The 19,736-nt window shown below is 54.3% G+C and carries 16 protein-coding genes; 11 read left to right on the top strand and 5 right to left on the bottom strand.

Annotated elements, in window-relative coordinates; genetic code table 11:
• Positions 1-60 precede the first annotated feature (60 nt).
• The 5 genes from zapE to sspB all read left to right on the top strand — a co-directional run bounded on the left by zapE (position 61) and on the right by sspB (position 3,706).
• Positions 61-1,188, top strand: coding sequence for a cell division protein ZapE (zapE, locus tag QNN86_RS17485; RefSeq protein ID WP_181596180.1), 1,128 nt, complete (start codon positions 61-63; stop codon positions 1,186-1,188).
• Between the two features lie 218 nt (positions 1,189-1,406).
• Entirely contained in the window at positions 1,407-1,835 is a 429-nt protein-coding gene (rplM, locus tag QNN86_RS17480) for a 50S ribosomal protein L13 (protein WP_096755482.1), read from the top strand.
• 15 nt (positions 1,836-1,850) lie between these two features.
• A complete protein-coding gene (rpsI, locus tag QNN86_RS17475; RefSeq protein ID WP_062774136.1) occupies positions 1,851-2,243 on the top strand; it encodes a 30S ribosomal protein S9 in 393 nt (130 codons plus the stop codon).
• Positions 2,244-2,558: 315 nt separating this feature from the next.
• Entirely contained in the window at positions 2,559-3,197 is a 639-nt protein-coding gene (sspA, locus tag QNN86_RS17470) for a stringent starvation protein SspA (RefSeq protein ID WP_096755483.1), read from the top strand.
• 5 nt (positions 3,198-3,202) lie between these two features.
• Positions 3,203-3,706 carry a ClpXP protease specificity-enhancing factor gene (gene sspB, locus QNN86_RS17465; RefSeq protein WP_181618017.1) on the top strand — a complete coding sequence of 168 codons (504 nt, stop codon included), beginning with the start codon at positions 3,203-3,205 and terminating at the stop codon, positions 3,704-3,706.
• 46 nt (positions 3,707-3,752) lie between these two features.
• On the opposite strand, the gene dcuC is transcribed toward sspB, so the two are convergent.
• Positions 3,753-5,120 carry an anaerobic C4-dicarboxylate transporter DcuC gene (gene dcuC / locus QNN86_RS17460; RefSeq protein WP_181618016.1) on the bottom strand — a complete coding sequence of 456 codons (1,368 nt, stop codon included), beginning with the start codon at positions 5,118-5,120 and terminating at the stop codon, positions 3,753-3,755.
• A gap of 359 nt (positions 5,121-5,479) precedes the next feature.
• Between dcuC and nanR the strand changes: the two genes are divergently transcribed.
• The 5 genes from nanR (at position 5,480) to nanQ (ending at position 10,328) form a co-directional block, all read left to right on the top strand.
• Entirely contained in the window at positions 5,480-6,271 is a 792-nt protein-coding gene (gene nanR, locus QNN86_RS17455; protein WP_414211954.1) for a transcriptional regulator NanR, read from the top strand.
• A gap of 134 nt (positions 6,272-6,405) precedes the next feature.
• Entirely contained in the window at positions 6,406-7,299 is an 894-nt protein-coding gene (gene nanA, locus QNN86_RS17450; protein ID WP_414211952.1) for an N-acetylneuraminate lyase, read from the top strand.
• 110 nt (positions 7,300-7,409) lie between these two features.
• A complete protein-coding gene (nanT, locus tag QNN86_RS17445; RefSeq protein ID WP_414211950.1) occupies positions 7,410-8,900 on the top strand; it encodes a sialic acid transporter NanT in 1,491 nt (496 codons plus the stop codon).
• Positions 8,901-8,988: 88 nt separating this feature from the next.
• A complete protein-coding gene (gene nanK, locus QNN86_RS17440) occupies positions 8,989-9,864 on the top strand; it encodes an N-acetylmannosamine kinase (RefSeq protein ID WP_414211948.1) in 876 nt (291 codons plus the stop codon).
• Positions 9,861-10,328, top strand: a complete 468-nt coding sequence (gene nanQ / locus QNN86_RS17435) for an N-acetylneuraminate anomerase (protein WP_414211946.1) — start codon at positions 9,861-9,863, stop codon at positions 10,326-10,328. Before nanK ends, nanQ begins: the two co-directional genes overlap by 4 nt.
• 34 nt (positions 10,329-10,362) lie before the next feature.
• Here the strand turns inward: nanQ and QNN86_RS17430 are convergent, their stop codons facing one another.
• From QNN86_RS17430 to gltB, 4 genes are read right to left on the bottom strand one after another with little or no spacing between them, the layout of a single operon-like run.
• Positions 10,363-11,667, bottom strand: a complete 1,305-nt coding sequence (locus QNN86_RS17430) for a cytosine deaminase (RefSeq protein WP_414211944.1) — start codon at positions 11,665-11,667, stop codon at positions 10,363-10,365.
• Positions 11,657-11,998 carry a cytosine permease gene (locus QNN86_RS17425; RefSeq protein ID WP_414211942.1) on the bottom strand — a complete coding sequence of 114 codons (342 nt, stop codon included), beginning with the start codon at positions 11,996-11,998 and terminating at the stop codon, positions 11,657-11,659. The genes QNN86_RS17430 and QNN86_RS17425 overlap by 11 nt, the downstream gene beginning before the upstream one ends.
• A gap of 42 nt (positions 11,999-12,040) precedes the next feature.
• Positions 12,041-13,459: an FAD-dependent oxidoreductase gene (locus QNN86_RS17420; RefSeq protein ID WP_182270905.1), complete on the bottom strand. Its 1,419-nt coding sequence runs from the start codon at positions 13,457-13,459 to the stop codon at positions 12,041-12,043.
• A 12-nt stretch (positions 13,460-13,471) separates the two neighbouring features.
• On the bottom strand, positions 13,472-17,932 hold the full coding sequence (gene gltB / locus QNN86_RS17415; RefSeq protein ID WP_414211940.1) for a glutamate synthase large subunit: 4,461 nt from the start codon (positions 17,930-17,932) through the stop codon (positions 13,472-13,474).
• A gap of 687 nt (positions 17,933-18,619) precedes the next feature.
• On the opposite strand from gltB, the gene QNN86_RS17410 reads away from it, so the two are divergent.
• Positions 18,620-19,549 carry a TIGR01212 family radical SAM protein gene (locus QNN86_RS17410; protein ID WP_115257371.1) on the top strand — a complete coding sequence of 310 codons (930 nt, stop codon included), beginning with the start codon at positions 18,620-18,622 and terminating at the stop codon, positions 19,547-19,549.
• Positions 19,550-19,736 lie beyond the last annotated feature (187 nt).

Raw genomic sequence — 19,736 nt, 5'->3', positions numbered from 1 at the left:
CCTTTTTTTCGTCAACCGTGAGCGACGGCACATCGATTCTCAAGGAATAACAATAACATCATGCAAAGCTTTTCCCCGACATCGCGTTACCTGCAGGCCCTCAACGACGGCAGTCATCAACCCGACAACGTACAGCAAGAGGCAGTGAATCGACTGGATATTATTTTCCAGGAACTGACTGCCCCAACCCGTCCTGCGTTGCAGGAGAGTGGGCTGATTGCTCGCTTTAGCAAATTTTTGGGTAAACGTGAACCGACGGAGAGCACGCCGGTGCGTGGTCTGTATATGTGGGGGGGCGTGGGGCGCGGGAAAACCTGGCTGATGGACCTTTTCTACCATAGCCTGCCGGGCACGCGTAAACAGCGTTTGCACTTTCACCGCTTTATGCTGCGCGTACATGAAGAGTTGACCGCCCTGCAAGGGCAAAGCGACCCGCTGGAAGTGATTGCCGACCGCTTTAAGGCAGAAACTGACGTGCTGTGCTTTGATGAGTTTTTTGTCTCGGATATCACCGATGCGATGCTGCTCGGTGGATTAATGAAAGCGCTGTTCGCCCGCGGCATCACGCTCGTGGCGACATCCAATATTCCGCCTGATGACCTGTACCGCAATGGTCTGCAACGTGCCCGCTTTCTTCCGGCGATTGAGGCTATTAAACAGTACTGCGACATCATGAATGTGGATGCCGGAGTTGATTACCGTCTGCGTACGTTAACCCAGGCGCATTTATGGTTATCGCCGCTGAATGATGAAACCCAACGGCAGATGGATAAGCTGTGGCTGGCGTTAGCGGGAAGCAAAAGTGAACATGCGCCGACGCTTGAGATAAATCATCGCCCGATGCAGACACTGGCCGTCGAAAACCAAACGCTGGCCGTCTCGTTTACTACCCTGTGCGTCGATGCCCGCAGTCAGCACGACTATATTGCGCTATCGCGCCTGTTTCACACCGTGTTGCTCTCTGACGTCCCAGTGATGACGTCGTTGATGGAGAGCGAAGCCCGGCGCTTTATCGCGCTGGTCGATGAGTTCTACGAGCGTCACGTCAAGCTGGTGGTGAGCGCGGCAGTTCCTTTATATGAGATCTACCGGGGAGAGCGCCTAAAGTTTGAATTCCAGCGCTGTTTGTCGCGTTTGCAGGAGATGCAAAGCGAAGAGTATCTGAAGCGCGAACATTTAGCCGGTTAAACCCATCGCAAATCACATAAAGGGGTCGATCTTTGACCCTGACTTCTCTATAATCTTGCGACCCCACGTTACGAGAGAGTTTTTTTCCCAAAACTTTCTATGTGCCGGCATAGGCTATTCGAAGGGGTAGGTTTGCTGGACAATGTCGTGTGAACCTCAACTGACAAAACGTTTGGGTGTTCACCAACGTGTAACTAATTTATTTGGGTAAGCTTTTAATGAAAACTTTTACAGCTAAACCAGAAACCGTAAAACGCGACTGGTATGTTGTTGACGCGACCGGTAAAACTCTGGGCCGTCTGGCTTCCGAACTGGCTCTGCGCCTGCGCGGTAAGCACAAAGCGGAATACACTCCGCACGTAGATACCGGTGATTACATCATCGTTCTGAACGCTGACAAAGTTGCGGTAACTGGCAACAAGCGTACTGACAAAATGTACTACCGTCACAGTGGCTACGTCGGTGGTCTTAAAGAAGCGACCTTTGAAGAGATGATTGCTCGCCATCCTGAGCGTGTGATTGAAATCGCGGTTAAAGGCATGCTGCCAAAAGGCCCGCTGGGTCGTGCAATGTACCGTAAACTGAAAGTTTACGCGGGCAATGAGCACAACCACGCGGCACAGCAACCGCAAGTTCTTGACATCTAATCGGGATTATAGGCAATGGCTGAAAATCAATACTACGGCACTGGTCGCCGCAAAAGTTCTGCAGCTCGCGTTTTCATCAAACCGGGCAGTGGTAAAATCGTTATCAATCAACGTTCTCTGGAACAGTACTTCGGTCGTGAAACTGCCCGCATGGTAGTTCGTCAGCCGCTGGAACTGGTCGACATGATTGGTAAACTGGACCTGTACATCACCGTTAAAGGTGGTGGTATTTCTGGTCAAGCTGGTGCGATCCGTCACGGTATCACCCGCGCACTGATGGAATATGACGAGTCACTGCGTGGCGAACTGCGTAAAGCAGGCTTCGTTACTCGTGATGCTCGTGAAGTTGAACGTAAGAAAGTCGGCCTGCGTAAAGCACGTCGTCGTCCTCAGTTCTCCAAGCGTTAATTGGTTTCTGCTTCGGCAGATTGCAATTTGCGAAAAAACCCGCCTCGGCGGGTTTTTTTATGGATTTTTACCCGCGAATAAGCACGGTAATCTGCTGATTGCCACCTCTTTTTTCCCATTTCCAGAATCGACTCACCACAAAGGTCACAAAATCTGGTAAACTATCATCCAATTTTCTGCCCAAATGTCCGGTATTGTTCATTTTTTGTTTGTATTTTGAACAGCAATGGCTTTTCCGAATCTGGGTGACATCACTTCTGACTGGCCACCTGGTGGCTGGTAGCAGTAAAATTCTTAATATACCTGGAGGTTTTCATGGCTGTCGCTGCCAACAAACGTTCGGTAATGACGCTGTTTTCTGGTCCTACTGACATCTATAGCCATCAGGTCCGCATTGTACTGGCGGAGAAAGGTGTTAGTTTCGAGATTGAGCATGTGGAGAAAGACAATCCACCTCAGGATCTGATCGACCTCAACCCGAATCAGAGCGTACCGACACTGGTGGATCGTGAGCTGACCCTATGGGAATCTCGCATCATTATGGAATACCTGGATGAGCGTTTCCCGCATCCGCCGCTGATGCCGGTTTACCCGGTTGCGCGTGGTGAAAGCCGCCTGTACATGCAGCGTATTGAAAAAGACTGGTATACGCTGATGAACGTCATCGTAAACGGTTCTGCTTCTGAAGCGGACGTCGCGCGTAAGCGACTGCGTGAAGAGCTGCTGGCGATTGCGCCAGTGTTTAGTCAGAAACCGTATTTCCTGAGCGATGAGTTCAGCCTGGTAGACTGCTACCTGGCACCACTGCTGTGGCGTTTACCGCAACTGGGTATTGAATTCAGCGGTGCGGGTTCGAAAGAGCTGAAAGGGTATATGACCCGCGTATTTGAACGTGACTCTTTCCTGGCTTCTCTGACTGAGCCTGAACGTGAAATGCGTCTGGGCCGGGGTTAATCTGTATGGATTTGCCACAGCTATCACCGCGCCGTCCGTATCTGCTGCGCGCATTCTATGAGTGGTTGTTGGACAACCAGCTCACGCCGCACCTGGTGGTGGATGTGACGCTTCCGGATGTGCAGGTTCCCATGGAATATGCGCGTGACGGGCAAATTGTTCTGAATATTGCTCCACGTGCAGTGGGCAACCTGGAACTGGCAAACGACGAAGTGCGTTTTAACGCGCGCTTTGGCGGCATACCGCGTCAGGTTTCCGTGCCGCTGGCTGCGGTCCTGGCTATCTATGCCCGTGAAAACGGCGCAGGTACCATGTTCGAGCCAGAAGCGGCCTACGACGAAGATGTCGCCAGCTTAAATGATGACGACAACGATGCGTCCGGCTTTGAAAGCGAAACGGTCATGTCCGTCATTGATGGCGATAAGCCCGATCACGGTGATGACAACGACCCGGATGACACGCCGCCACCTCCGCGTGGTGGGCGTCCGGCGCTACGCGTAGTGAAATAGAATCAAACAGGCCCATTCGGGCCTGTTTTGTTTTCTGTGCCAGCTATCAATAAAACAGCACAATCGTGGCTATCATATTCACCACAAATCCTACCGCCATCGGGATCGCCGTGCGTTTAACCACGTCAAAAGGCGATACGCCAGCAATGCCGGAGGTCACCACAATAACCGCAGTAATCGGTGAAACCGCGCGGGCCAGCGTGGTGGCAAAGTGCATTGGCATAATCATTACCACCGCCGGAATATGCAGCCCTGCGGCGATGTCCGGGATCAGGCTGGCGAATGACATAAACGGTGCGTTACCGGAGCCCATGACAATGGCGCAGGCCGCGATGACTACAGCCATGATGATCATCACGCCGATACCGCCAAGCCCGGAATGCTCCGCGCCCCTAATCACCGCGTCGACGGTGCCTATGGTGGTTAAGCCTTTGGCAAAGATCTCACCGGCGACAACCAGCGTAACGACATTGGCGAACTGGGTGCCCATACCGTCAAAAAACGCCTGCACATCATCCATGGTTTCGCGCAGATTGTGTGTGCGAAAGAATTCGACAAGCATGGTGACTGTCATGCTCATCAGCATTACCACCACCAGATTCAGCTCTGCTTTCATTAATCCACTATGCGCAAGGAACAGAGAGCCTAGCATCAGAATCAGTGGCATCACTGGTAAAATGGCGTAATAGAGCGGCGGAACATCTTCCAGCACCTTTTGTTCGGCAAAGCCAATGCTTTCTGGTGCCGACTTGCGGTCAAACCGACGCTGTACAAAAAAGTGTGCAATCGCGACAGCGATTATCACGCACGAGGCCACAGGTAGTTGGTAATGAAAGAAGTAGGTGGCAATCTTCATTCCCGCCACCTGTGCGGCAAAAATCGAGTTAGTTTCCAGAATACCCCATTCAATCGACATTGACGTGGCAATGACCGCTACTGCCGATAAACGGCTTACGCCAAGGCTGACCAGCGTTGGGAAGAGTGTGACCATCAGCAACATCCCTAACCCGGAGGCGCTGGTAATGAACTGTGCCATGATCTGACCGATCACATAGGTGGCGGCCAGCACGATATACGGTGAGCGGATAAGCTTTAGCGGACGACTCAGCAGGCTTACCATCGCCCGGCTGGCTCCCATCCTGTCCATATAGCGGGCATAGCCACCGACGGCCATAATAGACAGCCCCAAACCTGCGGCGCGACTGGAGAGCATGCGCAGAATTTCGTTATAAATATCAACCAGCAGGTAGCCGCTGCTTTTCTCGGGTGCAACCAGCGCACCGTATCCCAGCCAGACTCCGCAGATCATTAAGAAGATCCCTGCAGCCGCAAGGACCACCTGGGGTTTGTAGTTTTTGAGGATCAGGTAACCCATCGTTAATAGAACGATGACAGAAAGTATGATGCCGAACATTTTTTCACTCCATGCAGGAAAGAAGATAAATCCGGTAATAGCGCTGTTATAAAAGTGGATGTTATATTTTTTTTACCGTTTTTTATGGAGTGAATATCGTGTTTTTAAAATAGAGGATAAAATATTTTTCGTTTTAAAATAGGTTGTTATGATATTTTTTCACGATCATATTCGCAGATTTCATTAATGTGGCGTAATTCCCGAGAATTAAAATTCGTCAGGCTACTTGCAGGCGAAAAGATATTTGTATTTCATATATTATTAATATGTCGTTTTACCCAATTGACCGCCATTTCACCCCGCTTTCGATCCTGTGTTACGATGAACCTGCTGTTGTTTTTCTCCAATGACTTAGCTGAATGGGCCCTATGAACGCATTTGATTCGCAAGCTGAAGACTCTCCATCCACCATTGGCCGTAGTTTACGTAACCGCCCGCTGGCGCGTAAAAAACTGTCTGAAATGGTTGAAGAAGAACTGGAACAGATGATTCGTCGTCGGGAGTTTGGCGAGGGGGAACAGTTGCCGTCCGAGCGGGAGCTGATGGCCTTCTTTAACGTCGGTCGTCCCTCGGTGCGAGAAGCCCTGGCGGCGTTAAAACGTAAAGGCCTGGTGCAAATCAACAACGGCGAACGTGCCCGCGTTTCGCGTCCATCTGCGGACACCATCATTGGTGAACTGTCGGGGATGGCGAAAGATTTTCTCTCGCATCCCGGCGGCATCGCCCACTTTGAACAGTTGCGACTGTTCTTTGAGTCAAGCCTGGTGCGTTACGCCGCCGAGCATGCAACCGACGAGCAAATTGACAGACTGGCGAAAGCGCTGGAGATTAACAGCCAGTCGCTGGATGACAACGCGCTGTTCATTCGTTCGGACGTGGATTTTCACCGTGTGCTGGCGGAGATCCCTGGTAATCCTATCTTTATGGCGATCCATGTCGCGCTGCTGGACTGGCTGATCGCCGCACGTCCGACCGTCGCTGACCGCGAATTATACGAGCACAATAGCTTAAGTTATCAACAGCATATTGCTATTGTCGACGCCATTCGTCAGCACGATCCTGATGAAGCAGACCGCGCATTACAAGACCATCTCAACAGCGTGTCCGCCACCTGGCACGCTTTCGGTAAAAATAAAAAATTGAGGAAGTGATCGCGATCCTGATGATCGTTTAGTGAGGCAGATCGCAATATAAGCGTTCTGTATTGTATTGCTGCTTATTTGATCTGGTATAACAGGTATAAAGGTATGCAATTAGACAACACTAATCATCGACAGAGGTAGTTATGGCAAGAGATTTAAGAGGCGTAATGCCAGCGTTGTTAACCCCATTCGACAACCAACAGCGACTGGACATTGAGAGCCTACGTCGTCTGGTACGTTTCAACATTGGGCAGGGTGTTGATGGCCTGTACGTCGGTGGCTCAACGGGTGAAGCGTTTGTCCAGAACCGGGCTGAAAGAGAGCAGGTACTGGAGATCGTGGCGGAAGAAGCGAAGGGTAAAGTCACGCTTATCGCACATGTGGGCACGGTGAGCACCGAAGAGAGCCAGCAGTTGGCGAGCGCAGCCCATCGCTACGGCTTTGATGCTGTCTCTGCCGTCACACCGTTTTACTATCCGTTCAGTTTTGAAGAGCACTGCGATCACTACCGTGCAATTATTGATTCCTCTGATGGCTTGCCAATGGTGGTCTATAACATCCCGGCGCTGAGCGGCGTAAAACTGACGCTGGATCAGATCAACACGCTGGTCACGTTGCCGGGTGTTGGCGCGTTGAAGCAGACCTCTGGCGATCTCTATCAAATGGAGCAGATCCGTCGCGCCCATCCGGATCTGGTGCTGTACAACGGCTATGACGAAATTTTCGCGTCAGGCCTGCTGGCTGGGGCAGACGGTGGTATCGGCAGTACCTACAACATTATGGGCTGGCGCTATCAGGGAATAGTGAAAGCACTCAAAGAAGGCGACATCCAGACGGCACAAAAGCTGCAAACCGAGTGCAATAAGGTTATCGATTTACTGATTAAAGTCGGCGTGTTCCGTGGACTGAAAACGGTTCTGCACTATATGGGCGTGGTTTCCGTCCCACTGTGTCGTAAGCCGTTTGCCCCTGTTGACGAAAAGTACCTGCCAGAACTGAAAGCGCTGGCTGACCAACTGCTGGCAGAAAAGGCGTAACAGCGGATTGCCGGGGGCTCTTTGCTTGCCAGGCCTACACAGGCAGACCGTAGGCCGGATGAGGCACAGTCGCCCACCAGTACAACAATGAAAATCGTCGGGAGAGTCACATGAGTACTTCTACCCAGAGCATTCCGTGGTACCGCCATCTCAACCGGGCACAATGGCGCGCATTCTCCGCCGCCTGGCTGGGATATTTGCTGGATGGTTTTGATTTTGTCTTGATTGCCCTTGTGCTGACGGAAGTACAAGGTGAATTCGGGTTGACGACGGTGCAGGCTGCCAGCCTGATCTCGGCCGCCTTTATTTCTCGCTGGTTTGGCGGGCTGATGCTGGGGGCGATGGGCGATCGCTACGGGCGTCGCCTGGCGATGGTCACCAGTATTATTCTGTTCTCGCTAGGGACGTTGGCCTGCGGTTTTGCACCGGGCTACACCACCATGTTTATTGCTCGCCTGGTCATCGGTATGGGGATGGCAGGTGAGTACGGTTCAAGTGCGACCTATGTGATTGAAAGCTGGCCTAAACAGTTGCGCAATAAAGCCAGTGGTTTCCTGATTTCTGGCTTCTCCGTGGGGGCCGTGATCGCCGCTCAGGTCTACAGTCTGGTGGTACCGGTGTGGGGGTGGCGGGCGCTGTTTTTCATCGGCATTGTACCGATTATCTTCGCCCTCTGGCTGCGTAAAAATATTCCGGAAGCCGAAGACTGGAAGGAAAAACACGAAGGCAAAGCGCCGGTGCGCACGATGGTGGATACCCTCTATCGGGGTGAACATCGGGTCATTAATATTCTGATGACGCTCGCCGCCGCAACCGCGCTGTGGTTCTGTTTTGCCGGTAACCTGCAAAACGCGGCTATCGTGGCGATCCTCGGTCTGGTCTGCGCGTTTATCTTCATTAGCTTTATGGTGCAAAGCAGCGGTAAACGCTGGCCGACGGGCGTAATGCTGATGGTAGTGGTGCTGTTCGCCTTCCTCTACTCGTGGCCAATTCAGGCGTTGCTGCCGACCTACCTGAAAACTGAATTGATGTATGACCCGTCGACGGTCGCCAGGGTGCTGTTCTTCAGCGGCTTTGGGGCGGCGGTAGGCTGTTGTGTCGGTGGTTTTCTGGGTGATTGGCTGGGTACGCGCAAAGCCTATGTCTACAGCCTGCTGGCCTCACAGTTGCTGATTATTCCCGTGTTTGCGATTGGCGGTGCCAACGTCTGGGTACTGGGTCTGCTGCTGTTTTTCCAGCAAATGCTCGGGCAGGGGATCTCCGGGATCTTACCCAAACTGATCGGCGGTTATTTCGATACTGACCAACGTGCGGCGGGTCTGGGCTTTACTTACAACGTGGGTGCGCTGGGTGGGGCACTGGCGCCGATCATCGGTGCGCTGATTGCACAGCGTCTGGATCTGGGCACGGCGCTGGGATCGCTGTCGTTTAGCCTGACTTTCGTGGTGATCCTGCTGATTGGCCTTGATATGCCGTCCCGCGTGCAGCGCTGGCTGCGTCCGGAAGCACTGCGTACTCATGATGCCATCGACGGTAAACCGTTTAGTGGAGCCGTGCCGTTTGGCAGCGATAAAAACGCGCTGGTGAAATCAAAAAGTTAATCCGATTGCCCGGTCCTGTGCCGGGCTATTTTGGTAAGGGAATAAGTATGTCGTTACTTGAGCAACTGACGCTGAAAAAGGTCGTGCTATGACAACGCTGGCGATTGATATTGGCGGCACCAAACTGGCCGCTGCACTGGTCGACTGCGATTTACAGATCCGCGAACGTCGTGAACTGCCGACACCTGCCAGCAAAACGCCGGATGCCCTGCGGACCGCGTTACAGACGCTTATTGAGCCACTGCAGGCGCAAGCAGAGCGCGTTGCCATTGCCTCCACCGGTATTATCCGCGAGGGCACACTACTGGCGATTAATCCGCTCAATCTTGGCGGGCTGATGCACTTCCCGCTGGTACAAACCTTAAGAGAGTTGACCGGCTTGCCGACCATGGCGGTCAATGATGCGCAGGCGGCGGCCTGGGCGGAATACCACGTAATGGCTGACGAGATAAGCGACATGGTATTTATCACCGTGTCGACAGGTGTGGGCGGCGGCGTGGTCAGCAACGGCAAGTTACTCACCGGGGCTGGTGGTCTGGCGGGGCATTTAGGGCATACGTTGGCAGACCCTAATGGACCAGTCTGTGGCTGCGGTCGTACCGGCTGCGTGGAGGCTATTGCATCTGGTCGCGGAATTGCCGCTGCCGCACAGGGCGACCTTGCCGGTTGCGATGCCAGAACGGTGTTTACGCGTGCGGTGCAAGGGCATAAACAGGCCACGCGGTTGATTGCACATTCTGCACAGGTGCTGGCGCGACTGATTGCCGACGTCAAAGCGTCTACCGACTGCCAGTGCGTAGTTGTGGGTGGCAGCGTCGGGTTGGCGCAAGGATATCTGACGCAGGTCCGCACACTGCTGGCGCAGGAACCCTCGGTGTATCACGTCCCACTGCGCGCAGCACATTACCGACATGACGCCGGGTTGCTGGGCGCAGCATTGTTAGCACAAGGAGAGTTATCATGATATTAGGCGAGTTACAGTCGCTATCCGCCGCGGGATTACCCCCTGTTCTGCTTGATGCGCTGACCCTTGCGCTGGCGGCAGACGTGCAGAATAACGCGCCGGGACACTATGTACTGAAAGGCGACGATCTGTTTATGAACGTGATGCAGTTCGCCACGCAACCGCCACAAGAAAAAAAGGCGGAGCTGCATGAATGCTATATTGATATCCAACTGCTGCTGGCAGGTGAAGAGCGTATTTTGTTTGGTTTGCCAGGTTCCGCACGTCAGTGCGAAGACGTGCATGTTGAAGAGGATTATCAACTGTGCAGCGAGATTGCCGATGAACAGGTTGTTACCCTGAAACCGGAGATGTTCGCGGTGTTTATGCCTGGCGAGCTGCATAAACCGGGCTGCGTGGTTAAGGATGCGGTGGAAATCAAAAAGGTTGTTATTAAGGTGCGCGCCAGCTTATTACAAGCCTGACGATGAGAGGTTGTGTCGGATAGCAAGGCTTGCGCTATCCGACATTGAAAATAACGGCCTGGCGCTTAAACGTCACCGCCTCTGGTTGCGTCAGATGCAGCGTTGTTTGGCTTGGTACGGTCTCGGTGATGACTCGCCCGTGGCGAATGGAATAACGGGCAGGTGTCTGGCGACGAACTGCGTCAAACCCATTCTCTGCCGGTAAAATTACCAGGTTAGCGGAGTTGCCAACGATCAGGCCGTAGTCTTGCAAGTGCAGGGTTTTTGCGCTGTGAGTGGTTATCAGGTTCAGCCCATCATTAATCTGCCCGTATCCCATCAGTTGGCACACGTGTAATCCCATATGCAGCACCTGCAGCATATTCGCGGTGCCCAGCGGATACCACGGATCAAAGACATCATCATGACCAAAGCAGACGTTGATCTCTGCCTCCAGCATCTCTTTGACGCGGGTGACACCGCGACGCTTGGGATAGGTGTCAAAACGTCCCTGCAGGTGAATGTTCACCAGAGGATTCGCAACAAAGTTAATACCTGACATTTTCAGCAGACGGAAAAGACGGGAAGCATACGCACCGTTGTAGGAATGCATCGCTGTGGTATGGCTGGCAGTAACGCGCCCGCCCATTCCGTCGCGATGCGCCAATGCTGCAACGGTTTCAACAAAGCGTGATTGTTCATCATCAATTTCGTCACAGTGCACGTCGATAAGGCGGTCGTACTTCTGGGCCAGGGCGAAAATTTTATGCAGCGACTCCACGCCATATTCACGCGTAAATTCAAAGTGGGGAATCGCACCAATCACGTCGGCACCCAGGCGCACCGCTTCCTCTAACAGTGCCTCACCGTTGGGGTAAGACAGAATGCCTTCTTGTGGGAACGCCACAATTTGCAGCTCCACCCACGGAGCGACTTCTTGCTTCACTTCCAGCATCGCTTTCAGTGCCGTTAGCGTGGGATCGGAAACGTCAACGTGCGTACGAACATACTGGATGCCGTTGGCCATCTGCCATTTCAGGGTCTGCATGGCACGCGTCTTCACGTCTTCGTGAGTCAGCATCGCTTTACGTTCAGCCCAGCGCTCAATACCTTCAAACAGCGTACCCGACTGATTCCAGTTTGGCTCGCCTGCCGTTTGCGTGGTGTCCAGATGGATATGCGGCTCGACGAATGGCGGGATAGCGAGTCCACCTTCGGCGTCCAGTACCTCACCTTGCGGTAAAGATGCGGCTTCCTGGGATTCAATACGGCTAAAACGCCCGTTTTCAATGGTGAGTTGCCATAACCCGTCGCGACCCTGTAAACGTGCCTGACGAATAGTGAGGGTATTAGTCTGCATGGCTGACCTCCGTGGACTGAACAAGACTGCGATTAAAAAGTGGATTCAGCAGGATATAGCTGAATACGCCGCCGAGTACAGCGTTGACGGACACGATACCGAGAATAGAGTGACCGGCGGCAATGCCCAATGCAACGGACAGGATAGCTATCCAGTTTACGGATATAAATTGTGCTTTGCTGAAATCGGCATAGCAACGATGGTTCAACAGATAGTCGGCGATAGTCACCCCGCCGATCGGCGGAATCGCTGCCAGTGCGGGCATCAGTATTTGCGAGTCGCTTTCCAGGAATGACGTGAATGTGTGAAGCAGAAGAAAACAGGCCCCCATCCAGCAATGTGAATTTTGGCAGGGGGCCAGCAGAGAGACTTTTTACACTTCCAGGTAATTCAGGATCCCGTCAGCGGCTTTACGGCCTTCGGCAATTGCCGTCACCACCAGATCCGAACCGCGCACGATGTCGCCACCGGCGAAGATTTTCGGGTTGCTGGTCTGGAACGCGTTGTCGCTGCGTTCCGGGGCGATAATGCGGCCCTGCGAATCCAGCTCGACGCTGTGCTTTGCCAGCCATTCCATGCTGTGCGGACGGAAACCGAATGCCATCACCACGGCATCGGCGGGTACCACGTGTTCAGAACCGGGCACGATCTCCGCACGGCGGCGGCCTTGTGCGTCCGGCGCACCCATTTCAGTATGCGCCATTTTCACACCGCATACTTTACCGTTGGCGTTAATTTCCACGCCCAGCGGCTGCACGTTGAACTGGAACTCGACGCCTTCTTCACGCGCGTTTTTTACTTCGCGTTTCGATCCAGGCATGTTTTCTTCGTCGCGACGATAGGCGCAAATCACGTGTGAGGCGTTCTGACGAACGGAAGTCCGCACGCAGTCCATCGCAGTATCACCGCCGCCCAGTACCACCACGCGTTTGCCTTCCATACTGATGTACGGCTCGTCGCTGCTTTCGCCAAAGCCCATCAACTGCTTGGTATTGGCAATCAGGAACGGCAGGGCATCGAATACGCCATCGGCATCTTCGTTTTCCAGCCCGCCGCGCATCGACTGATAGGTTCCGACGCCGAGGAATACCGCATCGTAATCTTTCAGCAGAGCGTCGAGCTGCACGTCACGACCCACTTCTACGTTGAGTTTGAACTCAATGCCCATACCGGCGAAGATTTCACGACGGCGGGTCATCACCTCTTTTTCCAGCTTGAAGGCTGGAATACCGAAGGTCAGCAGACCGCCGATTTCCGGGTGGCGGTCAAATACCACCGCCTTCACGCCGTTGCGGGTCAGCACATCGGCACACGCCAGTCCTGCCGGACCGGCACCGATAATCGCCACACGCTTATCCGTCTGGCGAACGCCGGTCATATCCGGGCGCCAGCCCATTTCAAACGCTTTATCGTTGATATAGCGCTCAATGTTGCCGATGGTTACCGCGCCGAACTCATCGTTCAACGTACAGGATCCTTCACACAGACGGTCCTGCGGACACACACGACCGCAGACTTCCGGCAGCGTGTTGGTCTGGTGTGACAGCTCGGCGGCTTCAAAAATACGTCCTTCGTTAGCCAGCTTCAGCCAGTTCGGGATGTAGTTGTGCACCGGGCATTTCCATTCGCAGTACGGGTTGCCGCAGGACAGGCAGCGATCTGCCTGCGCCTTGGCCTGGCCTTCGGAAAACGGCTCGTAAATTTCGATAAACTCGATCTTGCGGATCTTCAGCGGTTTCTTCGGCGGATCAACGCGCTGCAGGTCGATAAATTGGTATACGTTCTGGCTCATTGCTGCTACCCCTTACTGCGCCTGCACGCGCAGCTCAGCTGCGCTACGACTACGGTGACCCAACAGTGCTTTTACATCACTGGACTTCGGTTTAACCAGCGCGAATTTCGCCGAGAATGCCGGCCAGTTGGCCAGGATCTCTTCGCCGCGTGACGAACCGGTATGCTGAACATGCTCGGTGATCAGTCCACGCAAATGCTCTTCGTGGATAGCCAGCGAGTCTACGCTCAGGACTTCGACCAGCTCCGGATTCACGCGTTTGCGGAATTCGCCGTCTTCGTCCAGCACGTAGGCGAACCCGCCCGTCATGCCAGCGCCGAAGTTGACGCCCGTTTTACCGAGAATACAGACGATGCCGCCGGTCATGTATTCACAGCCGTTATCACCGATGCCTTCGACCACAGTGATGGCACCTGAGTTACGTACCCCAAAGCGTTCACCCGCGCGTCCTGCGGCAAACAGACGACCGCCGGTTGCGCCGTACAGGCAGGTGTTGCCGATGATGCTCGCTTTATGACTCGGAAAGGCAGAACCGACCGGAGGACGTACCGCCAGCAGGCCGCCCGCCATGCCTTTACCGACATAGTCGTTGGCATCGCCGGTCAGATACAGCTCCACGCCGCCCGCGTTCCACACGCCAAAGCTCTGGCCTGCGGTACCGCTGAAATGCGCCTTGATCGGGTCGGAAGCCAGCCCCTGATCGCCGTGCGTCTGAGCGATATAGCCCGACAGTGATGCGCCGACAGAACGGTCGGTGTTGCGGATGTCAAACCAGAACGTTTTACTCTGGCGCTCATCAACAAACGGTTTGGCCTGCTGCAGCAGCTGCGCGTTGAGCACGCCGTTGTCGAACGGCGGGTTGTTCTCAGTACAGTACACCGCTTTGCCCGGGTGCGGCTGTGCGGTTTCCAGCAGGTGAGACAGCACCAGCTTCTGTTGCTTGGCAGTATACCCATCCAGCTCTTTGAGCAGGTCGGTACGGCCAATCAGATCCACCAGGCGTGTTACGCCAAGCGATGCCATCAGCTCGCGGGTTTCACGGGCGACAAACTCAAAGTAGTTGGTCACCTTGAACGGCAGACCGTGGTAGTGGTTCTTACGCAGTTTTTCGTCCTGGGTTGCTACACCGGTTGCACAGTTGTTCAGGTGGCAAATACGCAGGTATTTACAGCCCAGCGCGACCATCGGGCCGGTACCAAAGCCGAAGCTTTCCGCGCCGAGAATGGCTGCTTTGATGATGTCGACGCCGGTTTTCAGACCGCCATCGACCTGCAGACGGATCTTATGACGCAGACCGTTAGCCACTAGCGCCTGCTGAGTTTCCACCAGCCCCAGTTCCCACGGACAGCCCGCGTATTTCACCGAGGAGAGCGGACTGGCGCCGGTGCCGCCGTCGTAACCGGCAATGGTTATCAGATCCGCGTAGGCTTTTGCCACGCCGGTGGCGATGGTACCGACGCCCGGTTCGGAAACCAGCTTCACAGAGATCATCGCCTTCGGGTTGACCTGTTTTAAGTCGAAAATCAGCTGCGCCAGGTCCTCGATAGAGTAGATATCGTGGTGTGGCGGCGGGGAAATCAGCGTCACGCCCGGCACCGAATAACGCAGTTTGGCGATGTATGGAGTAACTTTATCCCCCGGCAACTGGCCGCCTTCGCCGGGCTTCGCGCCTTGTGCGACCTTAATCTGAATGACGTCAGCGTTGACCAGATACGCCGGGGTGACGCCGAAGCGACCGGAAGCCACCTGCTTGATGCGCGACACCTTGTTGGTGCCATAGCGTGCAGGGTCCTCGCCGCCTTCGCCGGAGTTGGAGTTGCCGCCAATGCTGTTCATTGCTTCGGCCAGCGCTTCGTGTGCTTCCGGGCTTAACGCGCCGATGGACATGGCTGCGGTATCAAAACGTTTGAACAACTCGGTTGCGGGTTCGACGTCGTCAATACTTACTGCTTCATTGCCTGGTGCGATAGCCAGCAGATCGCGCAGCGTTGCCGCCGGACGCTCGTTTACCAGCGTGGCGTATTGCTGGTAGTCACTGTATTCACCGCTTTGTACCGCCTGTTGCAGCGTGCGTACCACGTCCGGGTTGTAGGCGTGGTATTCGCCACCGTGAACGTACTTCAGCAGGCCGCCCTGGCTAATCGGTTTGCGCGCCAGCCAGGCGTGTTTGGAGAGGTTCAGCAGATCCTGCTGGAAGTCGGCAAAGCCTGCGCCGCTGATGCGACTGACCACGCCCTGGAAGCACAATGCCACCACGTCATCGTGCAGGCCAACGGCTTCAAACAGCTTCGAACAGCGGTAAGAGGCAATGGTCGAAATGCCCATTTTGGACATGATTTTGTACAGACCTTTGTTGATGCCGTTACGGTAGTTCAGCATCACGGTCCGGTAATCTTTGGCGATGGCGTGAGTGTCAATCAGACGCCCCAGCGTTTCATAGGCCAGATACGGATAGATGGCCGTGGCACCAAAGCCGAGGAGTACCGCGAAGTGATGTGGATCGCGGGTACTGGCGGTTTCGACGATGATGTTAGCGTCGCAGCGCAGGTTTTGTTCCACCAGACGCGTTTGCACCGCACCAACCGCCATCGGTGCCGGGACCGGCAGGCGATTTTTGGCGATGTTACGGTCAGAGAGCACCAGCAATACCGTGCCGTTACGCACCATCTGTTCGGCTTTATCGCACAGCGCCTTGACGGTCTCTTCCAGCGTGGTTTCACTCACGTCGAAGGTGATATCGAGCCGGTCAGCGCGATAATGTTCCTCTTTCATGGTGGTGAGCTGGGTGAAATCAGAGTACAGCAAGATCGGCGATTTAAAGCTCAGGCGATGCGCCTGGCCTTCGGCTTCACAGAAGACGTTCATCTCACGGCCAATGCTGGTGGCCAGCGACATCACGTGCGCCTCACGCAGCGGATCGATAGGCGGGTTGGTCACCTGCGCGAACTGCTGACGGAAGTAGTCATAAATGATACGCGGCTGGCTGGAAAGCACGGCAAACGGGGTGTCATCGCCCATTGAACCGACCGCTTCCTGGCCGTTTTCACCCAACACGCGAATCACGGAATCCAGTTCTTCGGCGCTGTAGTTAAACTGTTTTTGGTAGCTGGCAAGGGTGTCGTCGTCCAGCTCACGGCTGCCGACTTGATCGTCAGCCAGGTCTTCAAACGGTACCAGACGGCGGACGTTCTTTTCCATCCACTCTTTGTACGGATGGCGACTTTTCAGGTCATCATCGGTTTCCGCCGAGTGCAGAATGCGACCCGAGCGGGTGTCGATCACCATCAGTTCGCCGGGACCGACGCGGCCTTTCTCGACGACTTCATCGGGCTGATAATCCCAGATACCCACTTCGGAGGCGCAGGTGATGAGCTTGTCTTTGGTGATGACGTAGCGCGCCGGGCGCAGGCCGTTACGGTCAAGGTTACAGGCGGCAAAGCGACCGTCAGACATGACAATGCCTGCCGGGCCGTCCCACGGCTCCATGTGCATGGAGTTAAAGTCAAAGAATGCGCGCAGCTCCGGGTCCATATCCGGGTTGTTCTGCCAGGCCGGTGGCACCAGCAGTCGCATCGCGCGGATGATGTCCATCCCGCCTGCCAGCAGCAGTTCGAGCATGTTATCCATTGAGCTGGAGTCGGAGCCGGTTTCGTTGACGAACGGCGCGGCATCGTGGAGATCCGGGATCAGCGGGGTCTGGAACTTATAAGTACGGGCGCGCGCCCACTGGCGGTTACCGGTAATGGTATTGATTTCGCCGTTGTGCGCCAGGTAGCGGAACGGTTGGGCCAGCGGCCAGCGCGGTACGGTGTTGGTGGAAAAGCGCTGGTGGAACAGGCAGATGGCCGATTCCAGACGCAGGTCCGCGAGGTCCAGGTAAAAGCGCGGCAGATCCGCCGGCATACACAGACCTTTATAGATATTGACCAGATTGGACAAGCTACAGACGTAGAAGTCTTTATCGTCCTGTAAACGTTTTTCGATGCGGCGACGCGCGATGAACAGACGGCGCTCCATATCGCGTGGACGCCAGCCCGCAGGGGCGTTAACAAAAATTTGCTCAATACGGGGCAGGGAGGAGAGGGCAATTTCACCGAGAACACCGTCGTTGGTCGGCACGTCGCGCCAGCCCACAATCGACAGGGTTTCCTGCTGTAACTCTTCTTCAACGATGCGACGAGACGCCGCCGCCAGTTCAGCGTCTTTATTTAAAAAGATCATGCCGACCGCGTAGTTTTTGGCTAAACGCCAGCCGCGCTCTTGCGCAACAATGCGGAAAAAGCGATCGGGTTTTTGTAATAACAGGCCACAGCCGTCGCCGGTTTTACCGTCCGCGAGGATGGCTCCACGGTGCTGCATACGGGCCAGTGCGTGTATGGCGGTACGCACTACCTTGTGGCTAGGTTCGCCTTCTATGTGGGCGATCAGGCCGAAACCACAGTTATCCTTCTCAAGGGATTTATCGTACAACATATCAGTGAACCTCCCCAGGCTCTGCGGGACGCCTCTCCGATACCGTTTGCGCACAGGCACACCAAGAGCATGGCGACGGGGGTTGCGCGTTATACGCTCACCTCGCATTCGCCCTCTTTAATCCTTTTCGCATAGGTCAAACAAGTTTGAGGACTTGCTTCAGAGGGAATCTCAATTACTGCATAAATATGATGAGCAGGCTGCTCATCCAGAAAGCTTCCAGCGGATTTCCACGTTATCGGGAATCCACACACAGGTCAAATGGCAATCTTATTTATGCAAAAATGTGCTATAGGTCGATTAACGATATGAATATCTTGAAATTAATGGCATTTTTACATTGATTTAACGCACAGTGGATGGCGAAGGAAGTGTGATCTGTCTCACTGTCAGAAAGGTCCGTTATCGCTTGTCCTCCCTTTGTTTATCGCGATGTTTGGTATTTTATGCTGGTTTATAGAGTTTACGCGTCTTAAAGATACTGTTTTTATCCATTGGCCGTCGGAAGATAAAAAAAATCACCGGATATAAGGAAAAGTAATCACATTTTGATTGAATGAAATTTCATTTATTTTGCTTGAATATGCAATGAATAAAAGCACGCCGGGGCGATTGATCCAGGTCATCGCCGACGGGGGCTAAAAATGGCAGGCTTTGGCCTCTTTTCAAGGCGCGGTCTATCAGATTATGCAGTTACAGAAATTAGTCAATATGTTTGGTGGGGATCTTTCTCGTCGTTATGGGCAAAAGGTTCATAAACTCACGCTGCACGGCGGGTTTAGCTGCCCAAATCGCGATGGCACCATTGGACGTGGCGGGTGCACCTTCTGTAATGTCGCCTCCTTTGCCGATGAGGCACAGCAGCATCATTCGATTGCTGAGCAGCTCGAACATCAGGCTCAACTGGTGAATCGCGCCAAGCGCTACCTGGCCTATTTTCAGGCTTATACCAGCACGTTTGCCGAAGTGCAGGTGCTGCGTTCGATGTACCAGCAGGCGGTCACTCAGGCCAATATTGTCGGGCTGTGCGTCGGGACACGCCCTGACTGCGTGCCAGAGGCGGTGCTCGATCTGCTGTGCGAATATAAAGATCAGGGCTACGAGGTGTGGTTGGAACTGGGGCTGCAAACGGCCCATGATAAAACGCTGCACCGTATTAACCGTGGGCATGACTTTGCCTGCTATCAACGCACCACGCAGTTGGCGCGTGAGCGTGGGTTGAAAGTGTGCTCACATCTGATTGTTGGCCTGCCGGGAGAAGGGCAAGCGGAATGTCTGCAAACGCTGGCGCGCGTGGTGGAGACCGGCGTTGATGGCATTAAGCTGCATCCGCTGCATATCGTGAAGGGCAGCATTATGGCAAAAGCCTGGGAAGCAGGGCGTCTGAGTGGTATTGAGCTTGCTGATTACACGGTCACCGCCGGTGAAATGATTCGCCATACGCCGCCAGAGGTCATCTATCATCGTATTTCCGCCAGTGCCCGTCGGCCGACGCTGCTGGCACCGCTGTGGTGTGAAAATCGCTGGACCGGGATGGTCGAACTGGACCGTTATCTCAATGAGCATGGTGTACAAGGCTCCGCTCTTGGAACGCCGTGGGCTCAGCCGGGGAGCTAACCCTCTGTAGGCCGGATAAGGCAAAGCCGACCTCCGGCAATCTGCGCCTGCTTGCCTGATGGCGCTTCGCTTATCAGGTCTACGATGACCTCTCCTCAGTCATTTCACCGATAGCCTCCGCATTTATTGCACAATCTCAAACGTCACGCCGAGAATTGAGTATTATTGTGCCAAGTTGTCGTGAAGG

The sequence above is a fragment of the Citrobacter sp. C348 genome, from assembly GCF_047467975.1.
Lineage (GTDB): Bacteria > Pseudomonadota > Gammaproteobacteria > Enterobacterales > Enterobacteriaceae > Citrobacter > Citrobacter gillenii.
This window is presented reverse-complemented; position numbering and strand designations above follow the sequence as displayed.

What these genes read in the sequence shown, in the direction of transcription:
- zapE (WP_181596180.1), top strand. Translation starts at nt 61, where the DNA reads ATGCAAAGCTTTTCCCCGACATCGCGTTACCTGCAGGCCCTCAACGAC.
- rplM (WP_096755482.1), top strand. Translation starts at nt 1,407, where the DNA reads ATGAAAACTTTTACAGCTAAACCAGAAACCGTAAAACGCGACTGGTAT.
- rpsI (WP_062774136.1), top strand. Translation starts at nt 1,851, where the DNA reads ATGGCTGAAAATCAATACTACGGCACTGGTCGCCGCAAAAGTTCTGCA.
- sspA (WP_096755483.1), top strand. Translation starts at nt 2,559, where the DNA reads ATGGCTGTCGCTGCCAACAAACGTTCGGTAATGACGCTGTTTTCTGGT.
- sspB (WP_181618017.1), top strand. Translation starts at nt 3,203, where the DNA reads ATGGATTTGCCACAGCTATCACCGCGCCGTCCGTATCTGCTGCGCGCA.
- dcuC (WP_181618016.1), bottom strand. Translation starts at nt 5,120, where the DNA reads ATGTTCGGCATCATACTTTCTGTCATCGTTCTATTAACGATGGGTTAC.
- nanR (WP_414211954.1), top strand. Translation starts at nt 5,480, where the DNA reads ATGGGCCCTATGAACGCATTTGATTCGCAAGCTGAAGACTCTCCATCC.
- nanA (WP_414211952.1), top strand. Translation starts at nt 6,406, where the DNA reads ATGGCAAGAGATTTAAGAGGCGTAATGCCAGCGTTGTTAACCCCATTC.
- nanT (WP_414211950.1), top strand. Translation starts at nt 7,410, where the DNA reads ATGAGTACTTCTACCCAGAGCATTCCGTGGTACCGCCATCTCAACCGG.
- nanK (WP_414211948.1), top strand. Translation starts at nt 8,989, where the DNA reads ATGACAACGCTGGCGATTGATATTGGCGGCACCAAACTGGCCGCTGCA.
- nanQ (WP_414211946.1), top strand. Translation starts at nt 9,861, where the DNA reads ATGATATTAGGCGAGTTACAGTCGCTATCCGCCGCGGGATTACCCCCT.
- QNN86_RS17430 (WP_414211944.1), bottom strand. Translation starts at nt 11,667, where the DNA reads ATGCAGACTAATACCCTCACTATTCGTCAGGCACGTTTACAGGGTCGC.
- QNN86_RS17425 (WP_414211942.1), bottom strand. Translation starts at nt 11,998, where the DNA reads ATGGGGGCCTGTTTTCTTCTGCTTCACACATTCACGTCATTCCTGGAA.
- QNN86_RS17420 (WP_182270905.1), bottom strand. Translation starts at nt 13,459, where the DNA reads ATGAGCCAGAACGTATACCAATTTATCGACCTGCAGCGCGTTGATCCG.
- gltB (WP_414211940.1), bottom strand. Translation starts at nt 17,932, where the DNA reads ATGTTGTACGATAAATCCCTTGAGAAGGATAACTGTGGTTTCGGCCTG.
- QNN86_RS17410 (WP_115257371.1), top strand. Translation starts at nt 18,620, where the DNA reads ATGCAGTTACAGAAATTAGTCAATATGTTTGGTGGGGATCTTTCTCGT.